The organism is Arthrobacter sp. TJ-238, assembly GCF_058269215.1.
This window is the reverse complement of record NZ_JBZCNH010000001.1, coordinates 504,425-527,921: the sequence shown is the minus strand read 5'-3', so window position 1 is coordinate 527,921 and position 23,497 is coordinate 504,425. Positions and strand designations below refer to the sequence as shown.

Sequence of the window (23,497 nt, the reverse complement as noted above, 5' to 3'; positions counted from 1 at the left end):
GGTGACCGGGCAGGTCCTAGTCGGCGCCCTCGGTGGGACGCGGGTCGGACTGTTCGCCGGTGGCCTCCGTCGGCTGGCCGGTCGGTAGGGCGGAGGGCTCGGGGGCCGGCGGGGCCGGCGGTGCCTTCGCGACCGTGAGGACGATCTCGGTGCCCTGGTCCACCTCGGACCGCGCCTGCGCGGATTGCCCGGTGACGATGCCCGGAGCAACCACGCTGTTCTCCACCTCGCGCACCGAGGACGGCAGCTTCACCGCCGGGTCGGCCAGCAGGGCCTGTGCCTGCTCGAGCGTGAGGTCCGTGAGCAGGGGCACGGTCACCTTTCCGTTGGACAGCACCAGGTCCACCGCGCTGCCCACCGGCACCGACTGGCCTGCCTGAGGGCTCGTGGTGATGACCCTGCCCTCCGCGACGTCGGCACTGGTCTCCTCCGTGACCTGCCCGCCCCGCAGACCGAGCTCCTCGAGCGCGTCGCGGGCCGACGACTCGGTGAGCCCGGCGAGTGTGCCGGGCAGCACCACGTTGGCCGGTCCCCGTGAGACGGTGATATTGACGCGTGATTCCCGGTCCACGGACGTCCCCGCGGCGGGATCGGAGGCGATGACGTCGCCCTCCTCCACGGTCGCGTTGAACTCCTCGTCGGTCGACGGTCTCAGGCCGGCGTCCACGATGGCGTCGGTGGCATCCGCCTCGGTCAGACCCACGAGTCCGGGCACGCTGACGGTGACGACCTCCTGGGAGCTGCGGTCGTTCGCGACGTCGTTCAGGACCACGTAGCCGCCCGCGAGCACGAGCAGGACCGCCACGAAGAAGACGGTGATCCAGGCGGTCCTCGAGGACCTGCGTCGCCGGTCGTGCCGCGGGTCCACGGCATCGTCAGTCCTCAGGACGTCGAGCCGCCCGTCGTCGTCCTCCGGGCGGTTCGGCAGGGACTGCCCCGCCGCGACCCTGTCCATCGCGCGCGTGTGCGGATCGGCGGCGAACGCCGCGGCACTCGCGACGCCGGCACGTGTGCGGGGCGCCACGGCGTCCAGTTCCGCCGTCGGCACGCCTGCGGCACCGGGCACGGAGATGCCGCGGGCGGCGTCGAGCAGTGCCCTGCGGAAGGCGAGGGCGTCCTGGAAGCGGTGGTCGCGGTTCTTCTGGAGTGCTCGGGCAAGGACGGAGTCGAGGGCGGGCGTCACCTCGGGCTTGAGGCTGCTGGCGGCGGGGGGTTCCTCCCGCACGTGCTGGTAGGCGACGGACACGGGACTGTCCCCGATGAAGGGCGGCCGGCCGGTGAGCAGTTCGAACAGCAGACAGCCCGCCGAGTACAGGTCGCTGCGGGCGTCCACGGTCTCGCCGCGGGCCTGCTCCGGCGAGAGGTACTGCGCCGTGCCGAGGACGGCCTGCGTCTGGGTCATCGTGGCCTGGGAATCCGCCATCGCGCGGGCGATGCCGAAGTCCATGACCTTCACTCCGCCGTCGGGCGTGATCATGACGTTGGCCGGCTTGATGTCGCGGTGGACGATCCCCGCCTTGTGGCTGTAGTCGAGGGCGCCCAGGACACCGGCCAGGTAGGTGATGCTGTCCTCGGCCGTGAGATCGCCGGCCTTCACGTGATCGCGCAGCGTCCGCCCGGCGACGTACTCCATCACGATGAACGGGACCCTGACCTCGTGTTCCGGCCGGTCGGGGATCTCCTCCTCGCCCGTGTCGTACACGGCCACGATGTTGGGGTTGTTCAGCCCGGCCACGGCCTGGGCCTCCCGGCGGAACCGCGACTGGAACAGCGGATCGCGTGCGAGGTCCGAACGCAGCACCTTGATGGCGACCGACCGCCCCAGACGGAGGTCACGGCCGAGATGCACGTCGGCCATGCCGCCGCGCCCGATCAGCTCGCGTACCTCGTACCGCCCGTTCAGGATGCGGTCGGTGGTCATCACTGCGCGCCTTCCCGATCCGGGTTCGTGCGGATCATGACGTGGGGGTCGCCGTGGGGGTCGCCGTGGGCGACGCCGACGGGCTCGGCGTCGGGCTCGGCGGCGGTGTGGTGGGCGCCTGGGTGGGGGGCGGACCGGTGGAGACGATGTAGCCGACGTCCGACCCTGCGGTCAGGACGGTCCCGGCGCCGGGGCTCACGGACACGACCGTTCCGGCCGGCAGTTCCGATTCCTGGGAGCCCGTGTTGACGGGTACGAGGCCCAGGTCCACCAGAGCGGCCTCGACCTCGGCGACGGTGCGTCCCTGCAGGCCGGCCGGCACGGTGGCCTGCTCGGGCCCGGCCGACGACGTCACGGTGATGGTCTCGCCGGGGCTCAGGGTGCCCACGGGGTCGATGCCGATGACGTAGCCCTCGGCGATCTCCGCCGACGGCTCGCGCTGGGTGATGACGCGGAAGCCCAGCGAGCCGAGTTCCGCGGCGACCTCGGCCTCCGCCCGGCCCAGATACTGGCTCGGCGTGATGACCACCTCGGCCGCCTCCGTGGTGCTCGGGGACGGCGTCGGTGAGGTGGACGACGGCGAAGGCGACGGGGTGCTGGACCGCGAGGGGGTGGCGCTCGCGGGCGTGCTCGTCGCGACGGGCACGCCGTCCGGGTCGCCCGCCAGCAGGGGCTGGAGGATCAGGAAGGCGATCGCCGCCAGCGCCAGCAGGAGCAGGACGATGAGCGGGATCAGCCAGGGGCTCCGGCGGTTCTCCTCGTCCGGTCCGTACGGCTGGTCCGGTTCCGTCGCGTCCAGGTCCTCCTGCGACCAGTCCCGGGACGCGGCGATCCCTGCCACTGCTCCGGCGGCCGCGGGAGCGGCCACGGTGGGCAGGGCGGACGTGCTCGGTGCCGGGACCGCCGTGGTGGCCTGGGTGTCCTGGCGGGGGATGGCGGCCGTCGCGGTACCTGACCCGGTGCCGAAGGCGAGCATCCCGGGTACCGCCGCCTCGGCGGCGCGGATGTCACCGGCGCGGATGGCGTCGACGGCGCGTGCGAGCGCCTCGGCGTCGCGCGGACGCTCGGCAGGGTCCTTGCCGAGCATGGAGCCGATGAGGGCGCGGACCGGTTGCGGGATGGACTCCGGCAGAGGGGGCGGTGCGTCGTTGACCTGCGCCAGGGCGATGGCGATCTGTGATTCGCCGGAGAACGGCCGGCGTCCGGCCAGTAGTTCGTACCCGATGACCCCGAGTGCGTAGATGTCCGAGGAGCCGGTGGCGGGTTGGCCCGTGGCCTGCTCGGGTGCGAGGTACTGTGCCGTCCCCATGACCTGCCCGGTGGCCGTCAGGGGAACCTGGTCGGCGAGCCGGGCGATCCCGAAGTCCGTGATCTTCACCCGTCCGTCGGGCATCACGAGGATGTTGCCGGGCTTCACGTCGCGGTGCACGAGGCCCTGCCGGTGCGCGACGGCGAGGGCCGTGGCGGTCTGCCCGATGATCGAGAGGGTGCGGTCGGGTGAGAGGACCTGCTCCTTCTCGATCACCGCGGACAGCGGCTGCCCCGGCACCAGCTCCATCACGAGATAGGCCGAGCCCGCCTCCTCGCCGTAGTCGAACACGTTGGCGATGCCCTCGTGGTTCAGCAGGGCCGTGTGGCGCGCCTCGGCCCGGAAGCGGTTGAGGAAGGCCGGGTCGCCCGAGTACTCCTCCTTGAGGATCTTGATCGCGACGACGCGCCCGAGGATCTGGTCCCGTGCTTTCCAGACTTCGCCCATACCGCCGATGGCGATGCGCTCGGTCAGTTCGAATCTGCCGCCCAGGGTGATTCCTGACGTGGGCCTCATCTGTTCAACACCGCCTCTATGAGTCTCTTGGCACTGGGTGAGGTCAATTGCTGACCAGTAGGGATGTCCACGTTCTCCATCACGATCGATATGGCCACCTGCGGGTCGTCCGCCGGCGCGAACCCGGTGAACCAGGCGTTGTCACCGGTCTCGAAGACCTCCGCGGTGCCCGTCTTGCCGGCCACCTCGATGCCCGGGACCTGCGCCCCGGTCGCCGTGCCGTTGTCCACGACGTTCACCATCCAGTCGGTGAGCTGGCTCGCCGTCGCCTCGCTGACCGACTGCCGGAGCACCTCGGGCTGGGGTGACTCGATCAGTTCGAGGTCGGCCGCGCGGATCGACTTGACGAGCTGCGGCTTCATCAGCTGCCCGTCGTTGGCGATCGCGGAGGACACCATGGCCATCTGGAGGGGTGTGACGCGCGTGTCGAACTGCCCGACGGCGGCCTGCGCGAGTTCAGGCTCCGACAGATCCGAGGGGAAGATGCTCGCGATCACCTGCGTGGGGATGGTGAGTTCCTCGCCGAAACCGAACTTGGCGGCCTGCTCCTGGATGGCGTCCTCGCCGAGATCCAGGGCGATCTGCGCGAAGGGGGTGTTGCAGGACTGCTCCAGCGCGAATTCGAGGTCCGCCGTCGTCCTGCTGGCGCACCCTCCGGTCACGAAGTTGGGCAGCGCGTAGTCGATGCCGGGGAACTCCAGCGCGGGCGGGTTCGGGATCTCCGACTGGGCGTCGTACTTCCCGGACTCGAGGGCCGCGGCGGCGTCGATCAGCTTGAAGACCGATCCGGGTGCGACGAGGGACTCCGTGGCGGGGTTCGTGTAGATGGACAGGCCCGGCTGCTCGGAGAGCCTCGCGGCGTTCTCCTCGATCACGGCGGTGTCGTGGCCCGAGAGGAGGTTGGGATCGAAGGTCGGCTTGGAGACCATCGCGAGGATGTTGCCTGTGGAGGGTTCCATGACCACGATCGAACCGCGCTGCCCGTCGGGGATCAGGTCCGACGCGAGCTGCTGGATCTCCGGGTCGATCGTCAGCTCGACGGAGGCGCCCTGGGGGTCGACACCCGAGAACAGCCGCACCAGCCGGTCGTAGAACAGGGAGCTGCTGGTGCCGGAGAGGATCTCCGATTCGGCGCGCTCGAGCTGCGTGGATCCCAGCGACAGGGAGTAGTAGCCCGTCAGGGCGGCGTACAGCTCGGGTTCGGTGTAGACGCGCTGGTAGTTGAACTCGTCGTCGGAGGGCACGGACTCGGCGATGGCGCGCCCGTCGACCAGGATGGCGCCGCGCTGCCGGCCGAAGTCCTGGTACAGCTGCCGGCTGTTCCAGTCGTTGTCGTTCAGTTCCTGCGCCTGGAAGAACTGCACGTAGGTGAGCGCGCCGAGGATGAGGGCGAACATGCCGACCGCCACGACCCACGCACTGCGGATGGCCTGGTTCATCGGGTTGCCTCCTTCTCGGATCTCTTCTTCACGGGCTTCCCGTTCACCCCGAGCGCCTCGGGGAACGAGTCCTTCATCGGCCCCGTCGGTGTCGGGCGCCGCGCCGTCTCGGAGATCAGCAGGAGCAGGGCCACAATCAGCCAGTTTGCCAGCAGGGAGGACCCGCCCGCGGACATGAACGGCGTGGTGAGTCCGGTCAGGGGGATCAGGCGGGTGATGCCGCCGATGACCACGAAGCACTGGAGGGCGATGGTGAAGGCCAGACCGCACGCGAGCAGCTTCCCGAAGCCGTCCTTCGTGCCGAGCGCGGCACGCATTCCGCGGGACACGAGGATCACGTACATCATCACGATGGCGACGACACCGATGAGCCCGAGCTCCTCGCCCAGCGCCGCGATGATCATGTCGCTGTTGGCATAGGTGACCAGGTCCGGACGCCCCTCACCGAATCCCGTGCCGATCAGGCCGCCGTTGGCGAGGCCGAAGAGGCCCTGCACCACCTGCCGGCTCCCGCCCGGCGCGCGGTCGTAGACCTCGGGGGAGAAGGCGTTGATCCAGGAATCGAAGCGGAGCGCCACGTGGCTGAACAGTTCCAGTGCAGCGACGACGCCGACACCGATCATCGCGAGGCCGATCAGCACCCAGCTGACCCTGCTCGTCGCCACGTAGATCATGACCATGAAGAGGCCGAAGAACAGGATCGAGGATCCGAGGTCACGCTGGAAGATCAGCACGCCGATGCTGACCAGCCAGGCCGCCGCCATGGGGGCCAGGTCCCGGAAGCGCGGGAACTGCAGCGGTCCGATCTTCTTGCCGGCCAGCAGGATCAGGTCGCGGTTCGTCGATAGATACCCGGCGAAGAATATGGCCAGCGTGATCTTGGCGATCTCGCCGGGCTGGAAGGTGCCTACCCCTACCGAGATCCAGATGCGCGCACCATTGATCTCGAGGCCGAGGGGCGTCAGGGGCAGCAGCAGCAGGATGGCGCTGACGATCAGGGAGATGTAGGTGAACCGGCGGAGGATCCGGTGATCCCGGAAGAGGATCAGCAGGACCGCGGCCGCCCCGATGGCCACGGCCGTCCAGAGCACCTGCTGTGGGGCGACGGGGGTGAAGTTGGAGGCCGCGGCGGCTGAGAGGTCGAGGCGGTGGATCATCGCCAGCCCGATCCCGTTCAGCGCGACGACCAAGGGAAGAATCACCGGGTCAGCATATTTCGCCCGGAAGCGGAGGATGACGTGGATGAACAGGCTCATCAGGCCGAGCGTCAGGGCGACCGACCAGAAGTAGTCGTTGAAGGGTTCTTCCCGCCCGATCCCCGCCAGATAGTTGGCGCCGACGGCAACGGCGAGGGCCAGGACCAGCAGCACGAGTTCGATGTTGCGCCGCGACCGCGGCACGGTCAGGACGTCACTCATTGGCTGCACCTCCACAGTCGATGGCAGGGGACGGACTCGGTTGCGGCGACGGAGCAGGCGACGCGCCTGCCGACGGAGCGGGGGCGCTCGGCGAGGCGCTGGGCGACGGAGCCGACGAGGCACCCGGGGAGGGTGCCGCCGCACCGGACGGTCCCGCGGTCGGGGAGGGCACCGGTCCGCCGGATGATCCCGCCGTCCCGGACGGGCCCGGAGACGCGGTGGTTCCCGCGACCGGGGGGTCGCAGGTCACGGCCCGCAGTTCGCTGCGCAGATCGCTGACGATCCTCTCCGCCTCCTCGAGGCTGGCCGCGGGAAGCGTCTTTGCCACCTGGGACCGCTGGTACTGGGGAAGGTTGGAGACGGGGATGTCCGTCATCTCGTAGAGCTCACTGAGGTGGATCGGCCCCACCATCTGGGGCACGCCGGTGAAGATGGCGACACGGTTCTCCGCCTCGGCCACGTAGTAGCGGGTCTGCGTCCACGTGTAGCCGAGGCCGAGGACCGCGACGAGGATGAGGGTCATGAGGGACAGGAACGCCGGGACGAGCCAGCGCCGTCTCGGACGTTCCGTCTCCTGGCCGGGATCCTCCCCGGCGTCGCCGTTCTCCGGCTCGGCCCTGTGCGTGAGCATCATCGCGGCGCGGCGCTCCGTGGAGCGCTGCGTCACGATGGGGATCTGGCCGGTCTCCGTGGCGAGTGCCGCGGATCCCACGAGGACGTGGGGTCGGGTGAGGAGGTCCTGGCGGATGACGTCGGCGCGGATCGCGGCGCCGGGGAGGTCTCCGTTCCGGTCGATCCCGTGCGCCGCGGCCGCGTCGCCGGGCTTGTCGCGTTCCCCTGCGGCCTGCCGCGCAGGGGGGATCGTCGCCGGGGGCACGGCGTCGTCGTCGTCCGCCTCGACGACCTCGACGACGGCGATGGTGATGTTGTCCGGCGAGCCCCCCGCGAGGGTCAGCTCGACGAGCGTGTTCACGCACTCCCGGATGTCCTTCGTCTCACGCATGACCTGCTCGACGACGCGGTCGTTGAGCACCGCGTTCAGTCCGTCCGAGCAGAGCAGCCAGCGTTCGCCGGGCTCGGCGTCGAACTCCTCGAGGTCCAGTTCGGGGCTCGCGTCGACATCACCGAGAACGCGCATGAGCACGTTCTTGTGCGGGTGGATCTCCGCCTCCTCCGGCCGGAGGCGTCCCTCCTCGATGAGGCGCTGGACGAAGGTGTGGTCGGTGGTGATCTGGGCGAAGACCCCGTCCTTGAGTCGGTAGGCCCGCGAATCGCCGATATGTGCGAGCTGCAGCTTCGTGTCCTCGAGAAGGATCGCCGTCACGGTGGTGCCCATGCCCGCGAGCTGCGGGTTGGTGGCGACGAGTTCGGACAGCAGCGAGTTGGCGGTCTGGATCTCGTCCGCCAAATGGGTGGCGGCCTCGCCGCGGTGAGCGCCGTGGTCGAGGTGGACCAGGTCGAGGACGGTGGAGGCGGAGGCCACGTTGCCCCCGGCGTGTCCGCCCATACCGTCGGCGACGACGGCGAGGTACCGGCCCACGTAGGCGGAGTCGTCGTTCTTGGCACGCACCATGCCCACGTCGGAGCGGGCGGCGAACCTCAGGGCGAGCGGCACGCCTACGGCCTCAATTCGATGACCGTCTTACCGATCCGGATGGGGACGCCCGGCTCGACGGGCAGGGCGCGGGTGAGCTGGGTGCCCGCGAGGTAGGTGCCGTTGGTGGAGCCGAGGTCCTCGACGAACCACCGACTGCCCTGTGGGAACAGGCGCGCGTGGCGTCCCGATGCGTAGTCGTCCTCGAGGACGAGGGTGGCCTCCTGGGCGCGGCCGAGGAGGATGGGGCTCGCGGCGAGGTCCAGTGTGGTCCCGGTGAGAGGGCCCTCCGTGACGACGAGGCGCCGCGCGGAGGGGCGTGCCGGCGCCGGTTCCTCCACGAGTTCGGGGTTCCTGCGGATCTCACGCGCCGTCGGTGTGCCGACCTTGTTGCGCCGGCCCACCACGAGGTCGCGGCGCAGCGCTCCGACCGTGCTGAGGACGAGGACCCACAGCAGGAGCAGGAAGCCGAAGCGCAGGAGCGTGACGGTCAGTTCCCCGGCCTCGCTCATCGCTGGAGCCCCCCGTTCTGCGTGGCCACCAGGCGGAAGGTCAGGCGGGAGCGCCCCATCGTGATGGTGGAGCCGTCCGTGAGTTCCGCGCGCCCGTCGACGCGCCGGCCGTTCACGTAGCTGCCGTTGGTGGACCCGAGGTCGACGGCGAAGTAGCGTCCCTCGTGCGTGCGGATCTCGAGGTGGCGCCGGGAGACGCCGGTGTCGTCGACCAGGATGTCAGCCTCGGAGGACCGTCCGAGCACGATCGACCCGGTGTTGATCGAGTAGCGCTGCCCGTCGATCTCGAGGACGGGCTGGTAGCGCGTGGGCTGGCGCCGCGGTGCGGCGGGGGCAGCCGGCCCGGCGGGCCGGCGGGCGGCGTCCTGCTTCTCGATGGACGAATCGATCTCGAAGACGCCCGCCTTCAGGTCGGGATCGTGCTCGAAGGAGACGCGGACCGGTCCCTGGAGGCTGTACTGCTGGCTGTTGACGTGCGCGATGACGACGTCGCACAGTTCCTCGGCGAGGGCGGACCCCCACTGCTGGGCGAGTTCGAAGTCGGAATCGGACAGGCGCGCCGTGAAGACGTTGGGAGCGAGGGTGCGGCCCTGGGACAGGACGAGGGACCTGTTGTCCAGTTCCTTCCGCAGGGCGCTGGCGATCTCGAGGGGTTGCACCTGGGACCGGGAACCCGTGGTGAAGGCTCCCCGGACCAGCTTCTCGAGCCCACGCTCCACGTTGTCGAGAATGCCCATACGTCGCCTCCTCCCTCTTGTCGCACTGTGGTGTGAGACCCCGCCAGCGGTGTGCTGCGGGGCTTGCCCCGGTCCTGGAAACGGCGATGTCCGGCCGGGCATGTTCCATCCGATACTACTGGGAGCCTCTGGGAATGGGCTTCACCGGCGGGCCCGGAGCATTACTTTGTCCTAACGATCCCTGCCCGCGGCCGCCGGGACGAAGGCGGACCCGCCCGGGAGGACGGCGCCGTTTAGGTGATTCCAGCAGGGCTCCGCTATGCTTGACTCTGCTGTTCACAACACCGGCGCTATGCGTCCGGAGTTGGATCTCGATATTGCGCGAGTGGCGGAACGGCAGACGCGCTGGCTTCAGGTGCCAGTATCCGAAAGGGTGTGGGGGTTCAAATCCCCCCTCGCGCACACGTGGTAGACGACGAAGGGCCCCCGCCCAGCGGGGGCCCTTCGTCGTATCCCTGCCGGGGCGCCGGACCGGCACACGTCAGCGGAAGTCGCGGGACCTGGTGGTCGCCTTGAGCTGCAGGACCTCGATGCGGTCGGCGACGACGTTGACGACCCCCTCCGAGGACCGCTCGAGGACGCCGCGCACGATCACGCTACTGGCCTCCCGCGCCACCCGGCGGTAGCGCTGCCACACCCCCACCGAGCAGATGACGTTCACCAGCCCTGTCTCGTCCTCGAGGTTCATGAACGTGATGCCGCTCGCCGTCGCCGGCCGCTGCCGGTGCGTCACCACTCCCGCCACCTCGATCCGCCGGCCGGACTCCGCCGTCCTCAGCTGTACGGCGGTCAGGGCACCGCGGCGCTGCAGCCGTCCCCTGGCGTGGCGTACCGGGTGATCGTCCGGGGTGATGCCCGTGGACCAGAGGTCGGAGCCCACCTTGTCGATGTCGGAGAGCTCCGGCATCAGCGGGGGCTGGATATAGACGGCGGTCCCCTTGATCTGGCCCTCACGCTCCGTGGCTGCGGGGCCGGCGTTCCACAGTGCCTCCCGGCGGCTGAGGCCCATCGAGTCGAAGGCACCCGATGCCGCCAGGGCCTCGAGCTGGCCCGCGTTGACGCCGGTGCGGCGCGCCAGGTCCGGCATGTCCTCATAGGGCCCGTTCCGTTCCCGCTCCGCGACGATCCTCTCCGCGAGCTTCACCCCGAGGGAATCCACGCTGGCGAGTCCCAGCCGCACGGCGTAGTTGCCGTCGCGGCGGTGGGGCGTGGAATCGAACGGCGTGTCGGGGTCGAAGTACCCGACGGGCGCCTGCTCGTCCTCGACGCAGCAATCCATTCCGGTGGTTCGCGCGCGGGGATCCTCCGGCGGGTCGTAGCCCTCGATCGGTTCGAGATCGGCGTGCACCCCCGAATGCAGGATGTCGGGGCGCAGGACGACGGCGCCGTGGCGCCGGGCGTCGGCCACGAGCGTCTGCGGCGAGTAGAACCCCATGGGCTGGGCGCGCAGGAGCGAGGCGAGGAACGCGCCCGGGTAGTGCAGGCGCAGCCAGGCGCTGACGTAGACCAGCAGCGCGAAGCTGATCGAGTGGCTCTCCGCGAACCCGAAGTTCGCGAAGGCATGGATCTTGTTGTAGATGGTGTCGGCGACGTCGCCGGTGATGCCGTTGGACGCCATGCCCTCGTACAGCTTCGCCTTGAGGGAGTCGATCCGCTCCTCGCCCCGCTTGGATCCCATGGCGCGGCGCAGGAGGTCCGCGTCCGCTCCCGAGCAGCCACCCACCACCATGGCCATCTGCATGAGCTGCTCCTGGAAGAGCGGCACCCCGAGGGTCCGTTCGAGGACGGGCTTGAGGTCGGGGTGGATGTACCGGACCTCCTCCTCGCCCATCTTCCGCTTGATGTACGGGTGCACGGCGCCGCCCTGGATGGGGCCGGGCCGTACGAGGGCCACCTCGATCACGAGATCGTAGAACTGGCGGGGCTGCAGGCGCGGGAGCATGCCCATCTGGGCGCGGCTCTCCACCTGGAAGACACCCACCGAGTCCGCGAAGCACAGCATGTCGTACACGCCCTGCTCCTCCTTGGGGATGGTGTGCAGCTCCCACGCCTCGCCGAAGTGCCGGTCCGCGAGGTCGAAGTTGTACTGGATGGCCGCGAGGATGCCGAGGCCCAGCAGGTCGAACTTCACGAGTCCCATCCAGGCGCAGTCGTCCTTGTCCCACTGGAGCACCGTCCTGCCGTCCATGCGACCGTGCTCGATGGGGCAGACCTCTCCCACCGGCCGGTCCGTGAGCACCATCCCGCCGGAGTGGATGCCCAGGTGGCGCGGGAACCTCAGGACCTCCTGCGCCAGGTCCACCACGGCGTCGGGGATGTCGTGGTCGCTGCTCGAGACGAGGCCGCCCCACCGCTCGATCTGCCGCGACCAGGCATCCTGCTGCCCGGGACTGTGGCCCAGGGCCTTGGCCATGTCCCGGACCGCGAACTTGGGACGGTAGGTGATGACGTTGGCCACCTGCGCGGCATTGAAGCGCCCGTACTTGCGGTAGACGTACTGGATGACCTCCTCGCGGCGGTCCGAGTCGAAGTCCACGTCGATGTCCGGTTCCTCGTCACGCATGCTCGAGAGGAACCGTTCGAAGGGCAGCTGGTACTTGATGGAATCGACGGCCGTGATCCCGAGCAGGTAGCAGACCGCCGAGTTGGCCGCCGACCCCCGCCCCTGGCACAGGATCCCGTTGCGGCGCGCGTAGTGCACGAGGTCGTGGACGATCAGGAAGTACCCGGGGAAATTCTTGTCCTCGATCACCTCCAGTTCGCGTTCGATCCGCTCGCGGACATCCTCCCTGCCCCCGTAGAGCCTGTCGGCGCCCTGCCGGACGAGTTCACGGAGATAGCTCATCTGGGTGTGACCCTCCGGGAGGTCGATGTTCGGTAGTCCCGGCTTGACGCTCCGGAGGGTGAAGGCGAGATCGGCGGCGATGTCCACGGTGCGCTCCACCGCGCCGGGGTAGCCCCTGAACCGCCGCGCCATCTCCGCGCCGCTGCGTAGGTGCGCGGCACCGGCCGCGGGCAACCAGCCGTCCATCTGGTCCAGGCTCCGGCGGGCCCGGACGGCAGCCAGGGCCGAGGCGAGGCGGTGCTGCTTCGGTGTCGCGTAGTGCACGTTGTTGGTCGCCACAGTGGGCAGGTCCAGGCGGGCCGCGAGGGCCGCCAGGGCGTCGTTGTGGGCGGTGTCGAGCGGGTTGCCCTGGTTGATGAGCTCGACGGCGACCGAGTCCCGGCCGAACAGGTCCACGAGCACCCGCAGCTCGGCCTCGGCCGCCGCCTCCCCGTCCGAGACCAGCGCCGAGCGGACCTCCCCCTTCCGGCAGCCCGTGAGGATCAGCCACTGCCCGGCGGCATGCCCGGCCAGGCGCTCCAGGCCGTAGCGGGGCTTGCCCTTCTCGGCGTCGGCGGCGAGCTGGGCCTCGGTGATGGCAGTGGACAGGCGGTGGTAGCCGGCCGATCCGCGGGCGAGGACCAGCAGGTGCCGCCCTTCCGGGTCGGCTTCGCCGTTCTGCGGCTTGGACAGGCCGAGGGACAGCTCCGTGCCGTACAGGGTCGAGAAGCCCGGGTACTTCTCGGCGGCCTCCGCGAAGTGCACCGCACCGTACAGGCCGTCGTGGTCGGTCAGGGCCATACCGGTGAGGCCGAGCCGCCGGGCCTCCTCGGCGAGGTGCTCGGGGCTCGACGCGCCGTCGAGGAAGCTGAAGTTGGAGTGGACGTGCAGTTCGGCGTACGGCACCACCGGACCCTCCGGGGCGGAGGCCTCCGCGGGAGCCGTGTAGGGCCGGCGCTTCCGGGACCAGGCGGGGCTGTCGCCGCCGTCGGCCCCGAGGGGCGGCGCTCCGGGCCGGGTGGCCGAGAGGTTCCGTTCGAAATCCGACCAGGGGATCGGTGGATTGTTCCAGCCCATGGCGTCCCTCCCTGTCTGGATGTCCTGTAGTTGTCGCGGGTGGCGGGGTCCCGCCGTCAGTCGTAGCCGGCCTCCAGCCACCACGCGTGGTCCTCGAGCAGCAGCAACCAGGCGGATCCCGAGTGGTCCACCAGCTGGAAGCGGTTGAGCACGCGCCCCTTCGGGTCCCACCAGCGTTCGTTGATCGGCCAGGGGCCGGCCCAGGAGTGCACGGCCCGGCGGCCGTCGTCGGGCCCCGCGCTGAAGAAGGCCGGATCGGCGCTCAGGAGGCCGCGCGGGTCCACGTCCACCGGGTTGCCGTGCGTGTCGACGACGGCGGCGGGTACGGGCTCGGCGAACACGGTGGCGGGGGCGGGGCCGGGCAGCCGGCCGGGCCAGGGCTGGTCGCGGTCCTTCGCCGGAACTTTCGCGGACCGGCCCGCCGGGGCGTCCCCCCACGGGATGTACACGCGGCGGTCCGCCAGGAGACGTCCTCCCGCGATGATGGCGGTGAGTACGGCGCCGTGACCCAGCATGCTCTGCACACGGGCCAGCCCGTGGTGGATCCCCTCGTCCGGTCCCGTCCCCCAGAGCCCGTCCGCGTGGTCGCCGAGGTCCTCGACGATGTCCGGGACGAGGTGGACCCGGGTGATGCCCGAGGTGAGTCCGTGGTCGGAGGCGTTGGTGCCCTGGAGCTGCCAGCGCACGCGGTCCACGACGTCGTCGGCGTCGAACCAGCGCGGGTGCTGCCACCGGCGCGCGGACGTCTCGCCCGCTTCCGTGTGCAGCGAGACCTGCAGCGCCGTGCAGACGAGCCCGGCCTCGCGCAGCGTGTCGACGAACTCGCCTGCCCGGGCCCTGAGGGCGAAGGCGAGCTGGTCGATACGGGCGAGGGGCGGCTCGAAATCGGCGATGGTGTCGAGGTGGGGCGGGGGTGTCCGGGCCACCACGCTCCGGTGGTCGAGTCCGCTGGCCTGGCGGTGGGCGATGGCCCCCTCGATGCCGAAGCGGTTGCGGACATCGGAGGCCTTGAGCGCCGCGAAGTCGCCGAGGGAGCGGATGCCGAGGCGTTTGAGCAGTACGGCGAGTCCGGGCTGCTCGAGGACCTCCAGGGGGTAGCTGCCGAGGAACCAGGGCGAGCCGCCCGGCGGGATGACGACCAGCTGCTCGACGTCGTCGTCCAGCTGGTCGGTGGCCCGGGCCGCCTGCTCGGCGGCGAACGGCCCGTCCGCGATGCCGATCCGCACGTCGGTGAGGCCGATGGCGGCCAGCGTCTGCTGGACCACGGCTGCGGCGTTGCGCTCGCTCCCGTAGTAGCGTGCAGGGCCCTTGACCCTGATGGCGCACAGTCCCGGGCGGAGTACCTGCACGCCGGGCAGGATGGCCTCCACGGCCGCGGTCACGGGCTCGAAGGTGCGCTCGTCGAGCGACGGGTCGTACGGGAGGGCCATGAGCCCTGTGCAGCGGGCCTGGGCCTCGCGGATACGCAGCCCGCGCTTCACGCCGTCCTCCCGGGCCGCCGGGGAGGACGCGAAGACCTCCCCGCGGTCCACGAGGACGAGCGGAGTCTCGGCGGGCAGCGCGTGCTCGCGCAGCGCCGCCGTGATGGGCCAGTCGGGGCACCAGAGCACCATGGTCCGGGTGGCAGGAACGGGCTCCGTGGGTTCCGCGGGCTCCGTGGGCGTGGCCGGCGGGGACGTCATGAGGATTTCATGAGCCGGGGCTCGAACAGGGTCCCGGCCGCCCCGGCCGCGTTCGGGGCGTCGTGCTGCAGATGCTGGTGCGTGGTGCCCGGGAACGTGGTGCCCGCAGGGGTCCCCTGCAGGTCGGCGAGTCCCACATAGGCGTGGCGGAGCCGCCCCGAGGGCTGGGTGGCGGTGATCTTCATGGAGCGCGCCCGGAGGTGGCCCGTTCCCGCGCCGAGCCCCTCCCACGCGCTCTCGGCCACGCCGATCGTGGAGTCGCTCTGCTTCCAGTTGCCGAGGGTGATCAGGGCCGAGCCGCGCTGGCGCAGCCTCGCCCTGAGGCGGGCCCATTCGGTGGGGGCGAGGTGTTCCGGTGAGCGGGTCAGGACGATCGAGACGACGTCCACGAGTGCCGCCGTGACCGTGAGCCACTGAGGCCCGGGATCGGGGACCAGGATGAGGCGTTCGAGGTTGATCCCGAAACCCTGCGCCGCCTCCACGCTGAAGTCCGGCATACCGACCACGCTGCACCACGCGCCGGTCGCGGAAGGACCGGCGAGCAGGGCCATGGCGAGGAAGGTCGAGTTCCGGACGGTGTAGGAGCCGCCGGACTGGAGGCCCCCGCCGGGCAGGATCCGCGCGAGGGCAGGGACCGTGGGCAGTAGGCGGGAATCGAGCTTGCGGGCCTGCATGCTGTTGATGCGGGCCTGGAGGCCGAGGGTGACATCCGCCGTGGACGCTCCCCGGCGGTCGGCGGGGTTCGGGTGGTGTGTGTCCTCGGAGTCGGGGGAAGGCTCATCCCATGCGAGGGAATGGCCGGCGGCTGGAGGTGTCACTCCCTAATATTCGAATACGTGTTCGATTAAGTCAATCGGCGTGTCGGCGCAGGAAACCGCCTCTCCTGTGGTATTGAGAACGCCCAATCAGGACCCGATGCCGGTGTGCCCTTCGCCCGTGCGAAGTCCTCCGGCAGCTCCAGGAGATCGGGCAGTCCGCGGAGATCGGGCGGCTGGGCAGCCCGGAGGAATCCACCTCAGGCGTCGGTCTCCTTGCGCGCGGTGTCGCGCTCCTTGACCCGTGCGGCCTCAGCGCGGACCGCGGCCTGCGTGGACCTCTCGGCGACCAGCCAGGCGGGCGGATCCTGCAGCAGGGCGGTGATCTGCTCGCTCGTCAGGGGGTCGGTGATCCCGCCGCGGGCCAGCCCGCTGATGGAGATGCCGAGCTTCTGGGCGACGACGGGGCGTGGGTGCGGGCCGGTGCGGCGCAACTCGGCGAGCCACTCGGGCGGGGTCTGCTGCAGCTCGTTGAACTCCGCACGCGTCAGCTCGGTCTCCTGGAAGCCCTGGGGGGCGGCGGGCAGGTAGATGCCCAGTTTCTTTGCCGCGGTGGCGGGCTTCAGGGTCTGGGGGGTCTTCGGGGGATTCATGGTCCCAGCTTAACGGCCACGTCCGCGGCGGAGGGGCAGGCGCTACTGTGAGGAGGTGCCCGCCGACCAGCCCCGAATCCTGTCCGTCGGCTTCGTCCCGGGTGTCACGCCGGGCAAGTGGGTGGCCCGGTGGCGCGAGCGGCATCCGGAGATCCCCCTGGAGCTCCACCAGCACGACGACGCCCTGGCGGCGCTCCGGGACGCCTCCGACGACGTCGTCTTCGTGCGGTTGCCCGTGGACCGCACCGGGCTCCACCTGATCCCCCTCTACGAGGAACAGCCCGTGGCCGTCATGTCGCGGGAGAACGAGCTCTCGCTCTACGAGGACGTGCCGCTCGAGGAGCTCGAGGGGGAGACCCTGCTCGACGTCGTCGGGTGCGGTGGCCCGAGGACGGCAGTGGAGGTGGCGGCCTCGGGTGCCGGCGTCGTGGTCCTGCCGATGTCCCTGGCCCGCCTGTACGCGCGGAAGGACGCCGTGCACCGGCCCGTCCCCGGCCTGCCCGTCACCACGATCGGCATCGCCTGGCGGATGGAGGACGAGTCCGACGACGTCGAGGAGTTCATCGGCATCGTCCGCGGACGGACGGCCCAGAGCTCGCGGCAGCCCTCGCAGCGCGAGGCACCGAAGAAGAGCGCGTCGCAGAAGGCGGCAGCGAAGAAGGCCGCGGCCGGGAAACAGCAGCCGGCGAAGCAGCAGGGGAAGCAGCAGGGGAAACCGGCCCGCCCGTCCGGCACGCGGGGCAAGCGGCGCTGACGTCCCATGCCGAAGCGGCGGTGCAGAAGGGACCTTCCTCGGTGGGTGCATCTTCTCCGGCCGCACCGTGGGCCGTTCGCTCGCGGCGCTGCTGCAGCGCCGGGCCGACGGGTCGTACCGGACGTCGTGGACCTCTCAGGCCTGGGCCGGCTGCCCGTTGCTGGCCATCGTGCCGCCGTCCACGGGGAGCACCACGCCGGTGATGAAGCGCGCGTCGTCGCTCGCGAGGAAGGTGATGGCGGCGGCGACCTCCTCCGGCAGGCCGCCGCGCCCGAGCGCGATGCGCGCGGCGAACTCGTCGGAGAGCTCGTGCGGCTCGCCGTCATCGCTCGTGAGGTCCGTCCAGATGAAACCGGGGGCGACGGCGTTGACCCGCACGCCGTCCTTGCCGTGGTCCAGGGCGACCGCGCGGGTGAAGTTGCTGACCCCGCCCTTGGCCGCGTTGTAGGCGCTCATGCGCCAGTCCGCGGCCAGGCCGGAGACGGAGGAGACGTTGACGATGCACCCCTTGCTCTCCACCAGGTACTCCAGGGCCGCCTTCGTCCCGTAGAACACGCCGGAGAGGTCGGTGTCGATGACGCGGTGCCAGTCCTCGACGGTCGTGTCCTGGACGGTGCCCTGGGTGATGGTGCCCGCATTGTTGACGAGGACATCGAGGCGGCCGTACCGCTGCACGGTCTCCTGCACCATGACGGCCACCTGCCCGTAGTCGGCCGAATCGGCGGCCACCGCCGTCGCCTGCGCGTCGGGCAGGGACGCGACGACGGCGTCGATCTTGTCCGCGACGGAATCCGTCAGGACCACCCGGGCCCCCTCGGCGACGAAGCGCCGGGCCGTCGCCTCGCCGATGCCCGAGCCGGCGCCGGTCACGATGACGACCTTCCCGTCGAACCTCTGCTGCATGACCGCGCCGCCTGGTCCGGGGTCCATTGCCATGCTCCTCTCGTTCCCTCCACCGTGGCATCGGGCCCATGCTCCCGCAACAACCGCAGGTGCTCCCCGCAGGAGCGCCGGACCTGCTAGCGGTCCTGCCGGCGGGTGCGGGGGGCTACCGGCACCCGGACACGAGATCGAGCCTGTCGATGACGGTGGCCGTGACGGCGTCGGGCGTGCCGGTGTTCTCGATCCGGGCGCCCTGCTCGTCCGGCTGCAGGGGCTCGAGGGTGCTGACCTGGGAGGGCAGGAGTGATTCCGGCATGAAATGGCCGCTGCGGGTCTTCATGCGCTCGAGGATCAGGCCGGTGTCGCCGAGCAGGTGCACGAACCTGACGCTGCCCTCGGCCTGCAGGAGGATGTCCCGGTAGGAGCGCCGCAGGGCCGAGCAGGTCACCACGGTGCTGCGGCCCGCACGGGCCTGGGCGGTCATCCAGTCCCGCAGGGAGCCCAGCCATGGCCAGCGGTCCTCGTCGGTGAGCGGCGTCCCGGAGCTCATCTTCGCGATGTTGGCTGTCGGGTGGAATTCGTCGGCCTCGGCGAAGGTCCAGTCGAGCTGCTCGGCGAGGCGCGTGGCGATGGTCGTCTTGCCCGATCCGGAGATCCCCATGACGACCACGTGGCAGGGACGTGCTTCCATGTGCGGTGTCCTTCTCTGGTGGCGGGACGGGCGCGGGAACCCCACCCCGGACGCGGGAAGGGAGGCACCAGTCGGTGCCTCCCTTCCTATCAGACGAAGGATGCCGTGCGTCAGACGGTCGCGTTCTCCGTGCCGACGGGCGTGACGACCTCGGCGGTCGGCTCCATGTTCTCGGCGTCGACCATCCAGGCGTACTGCTCGAGCTTCGCGATGAATCCGTGCAGCAGGTCCGCCGTCGTGGGGTCCTCCTCGTCGATCTGGTCGTGGACGTCGCGCATGGTGTTCACGGTGGCGTTCAGCATGTTGACCACGAGGCCCACGGTGTCCTTGGTGGAGACGAGCCCGGCCGGGAACGGCTGGATCTTGGTGCCCTCGGCGACGGCGACGCTGCGGCCGTCGGGCACGGCGTGCAGGGCGCGCATGCGCTCCGCCATCTCGTCGGCGAAGGCACGGGCGTCGTCGATGATCTCGTCCAGCTGCAGGTGGAGGTCGCGGAAGTTCTTGCCGACCACGTTCCAGTGGGCCTGCTTGCCCTGCAGGTGCAGTTCGATGAGGTCGACCAGGACGGCTTGCATGTTGTCCGTGAGGGTGGGTGAAGCCTTCATGAATCCTCCAGTGCTAGATTTCCTGCTCCGGGCGGGTTCCGGACACGCCGATTCCCGCCGTGTGGACTCCTTTCACCCTAGACCTGCGCGTTGGTCAATTCCAACCGATCTGCCTACGCTAAGGGGACTTATGGTCAGCCGTGCTCGGCCCCTGTACAGGGGCAGCGACGGCGCCGGAGTCTCTACGAGGAGGAACCTTTTGGCTTCAGTGCAGGAATCTATCGACGTAGCAGTACCGGTCAGCACGGCGTACAACCAGTGGACCCAGTTCGAGAGCTTCCCCCAGTTCATGGGAGGGGTCGAGTCCATCACGCAGACCTCGGACACACGGACACATTGGGTGACGAGCATCGGCGGGGTCCGGCGCGAGTTCGACGCCGAGATCACCGAGCAGCACCCGGACGAGCGCGTGGCCTGGAAGAGCACCGACGGCGAGTCCCACGCCGGCGTGGTGACCTTCCACCGCCTGGACGCGAACACGACGCGGCTCATGGTGCAGATCGACTGGCACCCCGAGACCTTCACGGAGAAGATCGGCGCCGTGGTGAACGCCGACTCCGCCCAGGTGAAGGGCGACCTCAAGAGGTTCAAGCAGTTCATCGAGAAGAGCGGTGGGGAGACCGGCGCCTGGCGCGGGAATGTCGACGCCCCGCCGACAGGTGGCGGGGACGCCGCGCCGGCGAACGATGCGCTGCCCGACACGTCCACGAACGACCCCGATTCGGGAGGGCCGCGCGTCGGCTGACGCACGTGCCCGAGGACGAGGCGGATCCCTGCGGGGGTCCGCCTCGTCCGCGTCCTAGGGGATCTCGCCGACCTCCACCGACGCGATCGCCTCGGTGGCCAGCTGTGACAGTTCGGGCGAGAGGGGGGAGCTCTTCGCCGCGTCCGCGGCCGCGGCCTGCCCCTCCGTACTGACCGCGTAGGTGCCGAAGGCGCGGACGACCTCGGCCGTCGCCTCGTTCTCGTAGCGCGAGCAGTACACGTGGTAGGAGACGAGGACCAGCGGGTAGACGCCGGGGGCAGTGGTGGCCCGGTCGAGGTCGAGTGCGATGTCGTAGTCCGCGCGGCCGGGGACGCGGCTCGCGAGGTCGACGGCGGCCGCGGCCGCTTCGGGGCCTGCCGGGACGTGGGCGTCGCCGACCTTCAGGGACACGCGGCCGAGGGGATCCCCGACGGCGGAATCGTCCGCGTAGGTCACGGCTCCCGCGGTGGCTGCCACGGTACTGACCACGCCGGCGTTGCCCTTGGCGTTCTCGTTCCCTAGTGCGGACGGCCAGGAGCCGTCGGGCTCCTCGGTCCAGATCTCCGGCACCACGGCATGCAGGTAGTCCGTGAAGTTCTCGGTGGTGCCGGAGTCGTCGGACCGGCTGACCGCCGAGACGGGCAGCGCGGGGAGGTCCACGTCCGGGTTCTGGGCCGCGATGGCGGGATCGTCCCACGTCGTGATGTCTCCCCGGAAGATCCGCGCCACGGTGGCGGCGTCGAGCTCCAGTTCCGTGATGCCGGGCAGATTGAACGCGATGCTGATCGGGGAGATGTACGCGGGGATGTTGAAGGCACCGCCCGGCCCGCAGGCCTGTGTCGACTCGGCGAGCTCCTCGTCACTGAGGTACGCGTCCGAGCCGGCGAACCCCACGGCCCCGGCGAGCAGCGCACCGCGTCCCGCGCCGGAGCCGTCGGGCGAGTACTGCACCTGCGCGCGCGGGTGGAGGGTGGTGAATCCCGAGCGCCAGGCGTCCATGGCCGGTCCCTGGGCCGAGGATCCCGCGGCGGTCACGGCGCCCTGCAGGCTCGTGTCCCCGCGCTGGGCCGCCGCTTCCTGCTCCGGGCCCAGCGGGTAGTCGGAGCCGCAGGCCGTGAGACCGAGGACGACGGCGAGGGACAGCGACAGGGGTGCACGGGTTCTCACCTCCGCCACGTTACAGGTGGCGAAAAGGTGAACCCAAGATGGACATCAGGTGGACGGGGTGTTCGGTCCCCGGATCAGCCGCGGCGCAGGCGGTAGCCGTCGCCCCGGTGCACGAGCCGGCGGCCACCACCGTCATTCAGCTGGATCCACACCACGGACGCGTCGTCGGTCCTCATGTCCAGGACTCCGCGGAGCTGCGTCCCCGCCGCGTGCTGGAGCGTGACGTGCTCGCCGCGCTTGAAGCCCGACCAGTCCTGCAGGTCGGCATCACTGGCAGGGGGGAGGGGGGTGTCCATGGCGGGCCTTTCGCAGGGGTACGGGACTCCCACGCTAGCCACGCCTCCTGAACGCGGCATGAACGTGCGCTGAAGACTGTGGTGTTCCTCACACTTTCCTGATCAGAGAGTGCGCCAGTCCCCGCTGGTGAGGTGCGATCCGGCCTGCGGGCCCATCAGGAGCATGCCGCCGTCGACGACGAACGACGCGCCGTTGACGTAGCTGGAGGCGCCGGATGCGAGGAAGGCGACGACGTCGGCGATCTCCTCGGGCGCTCCCGGCCGGCCCACGGGGATGCCCGGGCGGTCCATGGTGCGGGGATCCTGGTCCGCCGACGCATTCATGGGGGTGTTGATCTCTCCGGGCAGGACGGCGTTCGCCGTGATGCCGCGGTCGGCCAGTTCGAGCGCGATGGTGCGGATCAGCCCGCCGAGGCCGTGCTTCGAGGCGTCGTAGGCCGCCGAGCCGACGCGCGGCTGCTCCTGGTGGACGCTGGTGACGGCGATGATGCGCCCACCCTTGCCGCCATCGATCATGTGCCGGGCTGCGCGCTGGATGCAGACGAACGCGCCGTCGAGGTTGGCGCCCATGGTGCCGCGCCAGGTGTCCCAGTCGGTCTCCATGAACATGGTGCCGCCGTTGACGCCCGCGTTGTTGATGAAGACGTCGAGGCCGCCGAGCTCCTGGGCGAGCTGATCGACGACATCGCCGCACGCCGGGGCGTCCGTGGTATCGAGCTGCGCGACGGCGGACCGGACGCCCTTCTCCCGGACGAGACGCGCGGTCTCCTCGGCACCTTCCTGGTCGGAGTGCCAGGTGATGCCGACGTCGCAGCCGGCCGCTGCGAGGGCGACGGCCGTGGCCCGGCCGATGCCGGAATCGGAGCCTGTGACGATTGCTTTGCTGGGTGTGAAGTCCATGACCCCATCCTTCGTGCCCGGCGCGTACCCCCGCAAGAGGGCTCACGACGAAGTACCCCCGGGCGGGAAGCCCGGGGGTACTGGTATGGGTGCCGGTCGGGGGTACTCGCGGCGGGGGTCAGGACTCGACGGCGCCCTGGGTGCCGGAGTCCGAGTCCTGGACGGCGCCGGCGTGGAGCGGGGTCGACGCCTCTCCGCTGACGATCTCGATCTTGCGCGGCTTGGCGCGCTCGCTGACGGGGATCATCACGCTCAGGACACCGTTCTCGTACCGGGCGGAGATGCCCTCGGTGTCGACGCCCTGGCCCAGGCTGAGCTGGCGGAGGAACGAGCCGCTCTCGCGCTCGCGGGTCAGCCATTTGACACCCTCGGCGCTGCGCAGGGTGCGCTCCGCGCGGATGGTCAGGAGCTGGCCGTCCACGTCGATGTCGACCGAACCGGGATCGATGCCCGGAAGATCCGCGGCAAGGACATAGTGGTCCTTCTCGCGGTAGAGGTCCATCGGCATGAGGCGGAGTCCGGGACGGCTCTCGAGGAGGGCGCCGGCAACGCGGTCCAGCTCGCGGAATGGATCGAACTTCATGGCCACTGGAAACAACTCCTTCGCGTATGCCACCGGTGGGTGGATTCCTGGAGTTGAGCGTCCTTCGCTCAACTACGAAAATATTAGCACTCGACCCCTATGAGTGCTAAGCCCCGGTCCGTTCGCCCAGAACGAACACGCGGTCCGCCAATGCAGAAGGCCCGCACCGACGAGTCGGTACGGGCCTTCTGTGGTGCTGTCTCCAGCTGATCCCCGTGCCTGCGCGGGGCCTCGATCCCCGGGCCTTCCGCGTGTGAAGCGGATGCTCTACCAGACTGAGCTACACAGGCAATTGGTTCTCCAACAGCTTAGGGCATCCGGGCGCCGCGCCAAATTCCCCTGCGACGCCTTTCCGGCTCCCGGGCACGTCGGTGATCGTGCTGGTCAACCGTCCGCGGCCTCAGTAGCCTGAAGGAAAGCCTGCTGATCATCCGGCA

Annotated in this window: 20 protein-coding genes and 2 tRNA genes; 3 read left to right on the top strand and 19 right to left on the bottom strand. The window is 70.2% G+C overall.

What is annotated here, in order from left to right:
* Positions 1–16 precede the first annotated feature (16 nt).
* Genes pknB through AC4D2O_RS02500 form a run of 7 tightly spaced genes read right to left on the bottom strand, consistent with a single transcriptional unit; the run spans position 17 to position 9,446 of the window.
* Positions 17–1,921 (bottom strand): Stk1 family PASTA domain-containing Ser/Thr kinase, encoded by a 1,905-nt coding sequence (pknB, locus tag AC4D2O_RS02530; protein ID WP_490905016.1) that lies wholly within the window; start codon positions 1,919–1,921, stop codon positions 17–19.
* Between the two features lie 34 nt (positions 1,922–1,955).
* Positions 1,956–3,746: a protein kinase domain-containing protein gene (locus AC4D2O_RS02525; RefSeq protein ID WP_490905015.1), complete on the bottom strand. Its 1,791-nt coding sequence runs from the start codon at positions 3,744–3,746 to the stop codon at positions 1,956–1,958.
* Positions 3,743–5,185 carry a peptidoglycan D,D-transpeptidase FtsI family protein gene (locus AC4D2O_RS02520; RefSeq protein WP_490905014.1) on the bottom strand — a complete coding sequence of 481 codons (1,443 nt, stop codon included), beginning with the start codon at positions 5,183–5,185 and terminating at the stop codon, positions 3,743–3,745. The genes AC4D2O_RS02525 and AC4D2O_RS02520 overlap by 4 nt, the downstream gene beginning before the upstream one ends.
* Positions 5,182–6,603: an FtsW/RodA/SpoVE family cell cycle protein gene (locus AC4D2O_RS02515; protein WP_490905013.1), complete on the bottom strand. Its 1,422-nt coding sequence runs from the start codon at positions 6,601–6,603 to the stop codon at positions 5,182–5,184. The genes AC4D2O_RS02520 and AC4D2O_RS02515 overlap by 4 nt, the downstream gene beginning before the upstream one ends.
* Positions 6,596–8,176 carry a PP2C family protein-serine/threonine phosphatase gene (locus AC4D2O_RS02510; RefSeq protein ID WP_490905177.1) on the bottom strand — a complete coding sequence of 527 codons (1,581 nt, stop codon included), beginning with the start codon at positions 8,174–8,176 and terminating at the stop codon, positions 6,596–6,598. Before AC4D2O_RS02510 ends, AC4D2O_RS02515 begins: the two co-directional genes overlap by 8 nt.
* A 44-nt stretch (positions 8,177–8,220) precedes the next feature.
* Complete coding sequence (locus tag AC4D2O_RS02505; RefSeq protein ID WP_490905012.1) at positions 8,221–8,709, bottom strand: FHA domain-containing protein FhaB/FipA; 489 nt, start codon at positions 8,707–8,709, stop codon at positions 8,221–8,223.
* Positions 8,706–9,446, bottom strand: a complete 741-nt coding sequence (locus tag AC4D2O_RS02500) for an FHA domain-containing protein (RefSeq protein WP_490905011.1) — start codon at positions 9,444–9,446, stop codon at positions 8,706–8,708. Before AC4D2O_RS02500 ends, AC4D2O_RS02505 begins: the two co-directional genes overlap by 4 nt.
* Before the next feature lie 319 nt (positions 9,447–9,765).
* Here AC4D2O_RS02500 and AC4D2O_RS02495 point away from each other — a divergent pair.
* Positions 9,766–9,848 (top strand) — tRNA-Leu (locus AC4D2O_RS02495).
* A 79-nt stretch (positions 9,849–9,927) separates the two neighbouring features.
* Here AC4D2O_RS02495 and AC4D2O_RS02490 read toward each other — a convergent pair.
* The 4 genes from AC4D2O_RS02490 to AC4D2O_RS02475 form a co-directional block, all read right to left on the bottom strand.
* Complete coding sequence (locus tag AC4D2O_RS02490; protein WP_490905010.1) at positions 9,928–13,347, bottom strand: error-prone DNA polymerase; 3,420 nt, start codon at positions 13,345–13,347, stop codon at positions 9,928–9,930.
* Between the two features lie 56 nt (positions 13,348–13,403).
* Positions 13,404–15,029: a DNA polymerase Y family protein gene (locus AC4D2O_RS02485; protein WP_490905009.1), complete on the bottom strand. Its 1,626-nt coding sequence runs from the start codon at positions 15,027–15,029 to the stop codon at positions 13,404–13,406.
* Complete coding sequence (gene imuA', locus AC4D2O_RS02480; protein ID WP_490905008.1) at positions 15,026–15,847, bottom strand: DnaE2-dependent mutagenesis accessory factor ImuA'; 822 nt, start codon at positions 15,845–15,847, stop codon at positions 15,026–15,028. Before imuA' ends, AC4D2O_RS02485 begins: the two co-directional genes overlap by 4 nt.
* A 197-nt stretch (positions 15,848–16,044) precedes the next feature.
* The gene (locus tag AC4D2O_RS02475) at positions 16,045–16,437 is read right to left on the bottom strand and encodes a DUF5997 family protein (protein ID WP_490905007.1); all 393 of its coding nucleotides are present in this window, start codon (positions 16,435–16,437) and stop codon (positions 16,045–16,047) included.
* Between the two features lie 55 nt (positions 16,438–16,492).
* On the opposite strand from AC4D2O_RS02475, the gene AC4D2O_RS02470 reads away from it, so the two are divergent.
* Entirely contained in the window at positions 16,493–17,191 is a 699-nt protein-coding gene (locus tag AC4D2O_RS02470; RefSeq protein ID WP_490905006.1) for a LysR substrate-binding domain-containing protein, read from the top strand.
* A 135-nt stretch (positions 17,192–17,326) separates the two neighbouring features.
* Here the strand turns inward: AC4D2O_RS02470 and budC are convergent, their stop codons facing one another.
* From budC to AC4D2O_RS02455, 3 genes are all read right to left on the bottom strand, one after another.
* A complete protein-coding gene (budC, locus tag AC4D2O_RS02465; protein WP_490905005.1) occupies positions 17,327–18,121 on the bottom strand; it encodes a meso-2,3-butanediol dehydrogenase in 795 nt (264 codons plus the stop codon).
* A 118-nt stretch (positions 18,122–18,239) separates the two neighbouring features.
* Positions 18,240–18,764 (bottom strand): gluconokinase, encoded by a 525-nt coding sequence (locus AC4D2O_RS02460; RefSeq protein WP_490905004.1) that lies wholly within the window; start codon positions 18,762–18,764, stop codon positions 18,240–18,242.
* 110 nt (positions 18,765–18,874) lie between these two features.
* On the bottom strand, positions 18,875–19,369 hold the full coding sequence (locus AC4D2O_RS02455) for a Dps family protein (protein WP_490905003.1): 495 nt from the start codon (positions 19,367–19,369) through the stop codon (positions 18,875–18,877).
* 208 nt (positions 19,370–19,577) lie between these two features.
* Here AC4D2O_RS02455 and AC4D2O_RS02450 point away from each other — a divergent pair, with 208 nt between their 5' ends.
* Positions 19,578–20,114: an SRPBCC family protein gene (locus tag AC4D2O_RS02450; RefSeq protein WP_490905002.1), complete on the top strand. Its 537-nt coding sequence runs from the start codon at positions 19,578–19,580 to the stop codon at positions 20,112–20,114.
* A 54-nt stretch (positions 20,115–20,168) separates the two neighbouring features.
* Here the strand turns inward: AC4D2O_RS02450 and pstS are convergent, their stop codons facing one another.
* The 5 genes from pstS to AC4D2O_RS02425 all read right to left on the bottom strand — a co-directional run bounded on the left by pstS (position 20,169) and on the right by AC4D2O_RS02425 (position 23,350).
* Positions 20,169–21,281, bottom strand: a complete 1,113-nt coding sequence (gene pstS, locus AC4D2O_RS02445) for a phosphate ABC transporter substrate-binding protein PstS (RefSeq protein ID WP_490905001.1) — start codon at positions 21,279–21,281, stop codon at positions 20,169–20,171.
* A 74-nt stretch (positions 21,282–21,355) separates the two neighbouring features.
* A complete protein-coding gene (locus tag AC4D2O_RS02440) occupies positions 21,356–21,577 on the bottom strand; it encodes a hypothetical protein (protein WP_490905000.1) in 222 nt (73 codons plus the stop codon).
* Positions 21,578–21,679: 102 nt separating this feature from the next.
* A complete protein-coding gene (locus AC4D2O_RS02435; protein ID WP_490904999.1) occupies positions 21,680–22,477 on the bottom strand; it encodes an SDR family oxidoreductase in 798 nt (265 codons plus the stop codon).
* A 118-nt stretch (positions 22,478–22,595) separates the two neighbouring features.
* Positions 22,596–23,060 carry an Hsp20/alpha crystallin family protein gene (locus AC4D2O_RS02430; RefSeq protein WP_490904998.1) on the bottom strand — a complete coding sequence of 155 codons (465 nt, stop codon included), beginning with the start codon at positions 23,058–23,060 and terminating at the stop codon, positions 22,596–22,598.
* Positions 23,061–23,276: 216 nt separating this feature from the next.
* Positions 23,277–23,350: transfer RNA gene (locus AC4D2O_RS02425), tRNA-Val, on the bottom strand.
* Positions 23,351–23,497 lie beyond the last annotated feature (147 nt).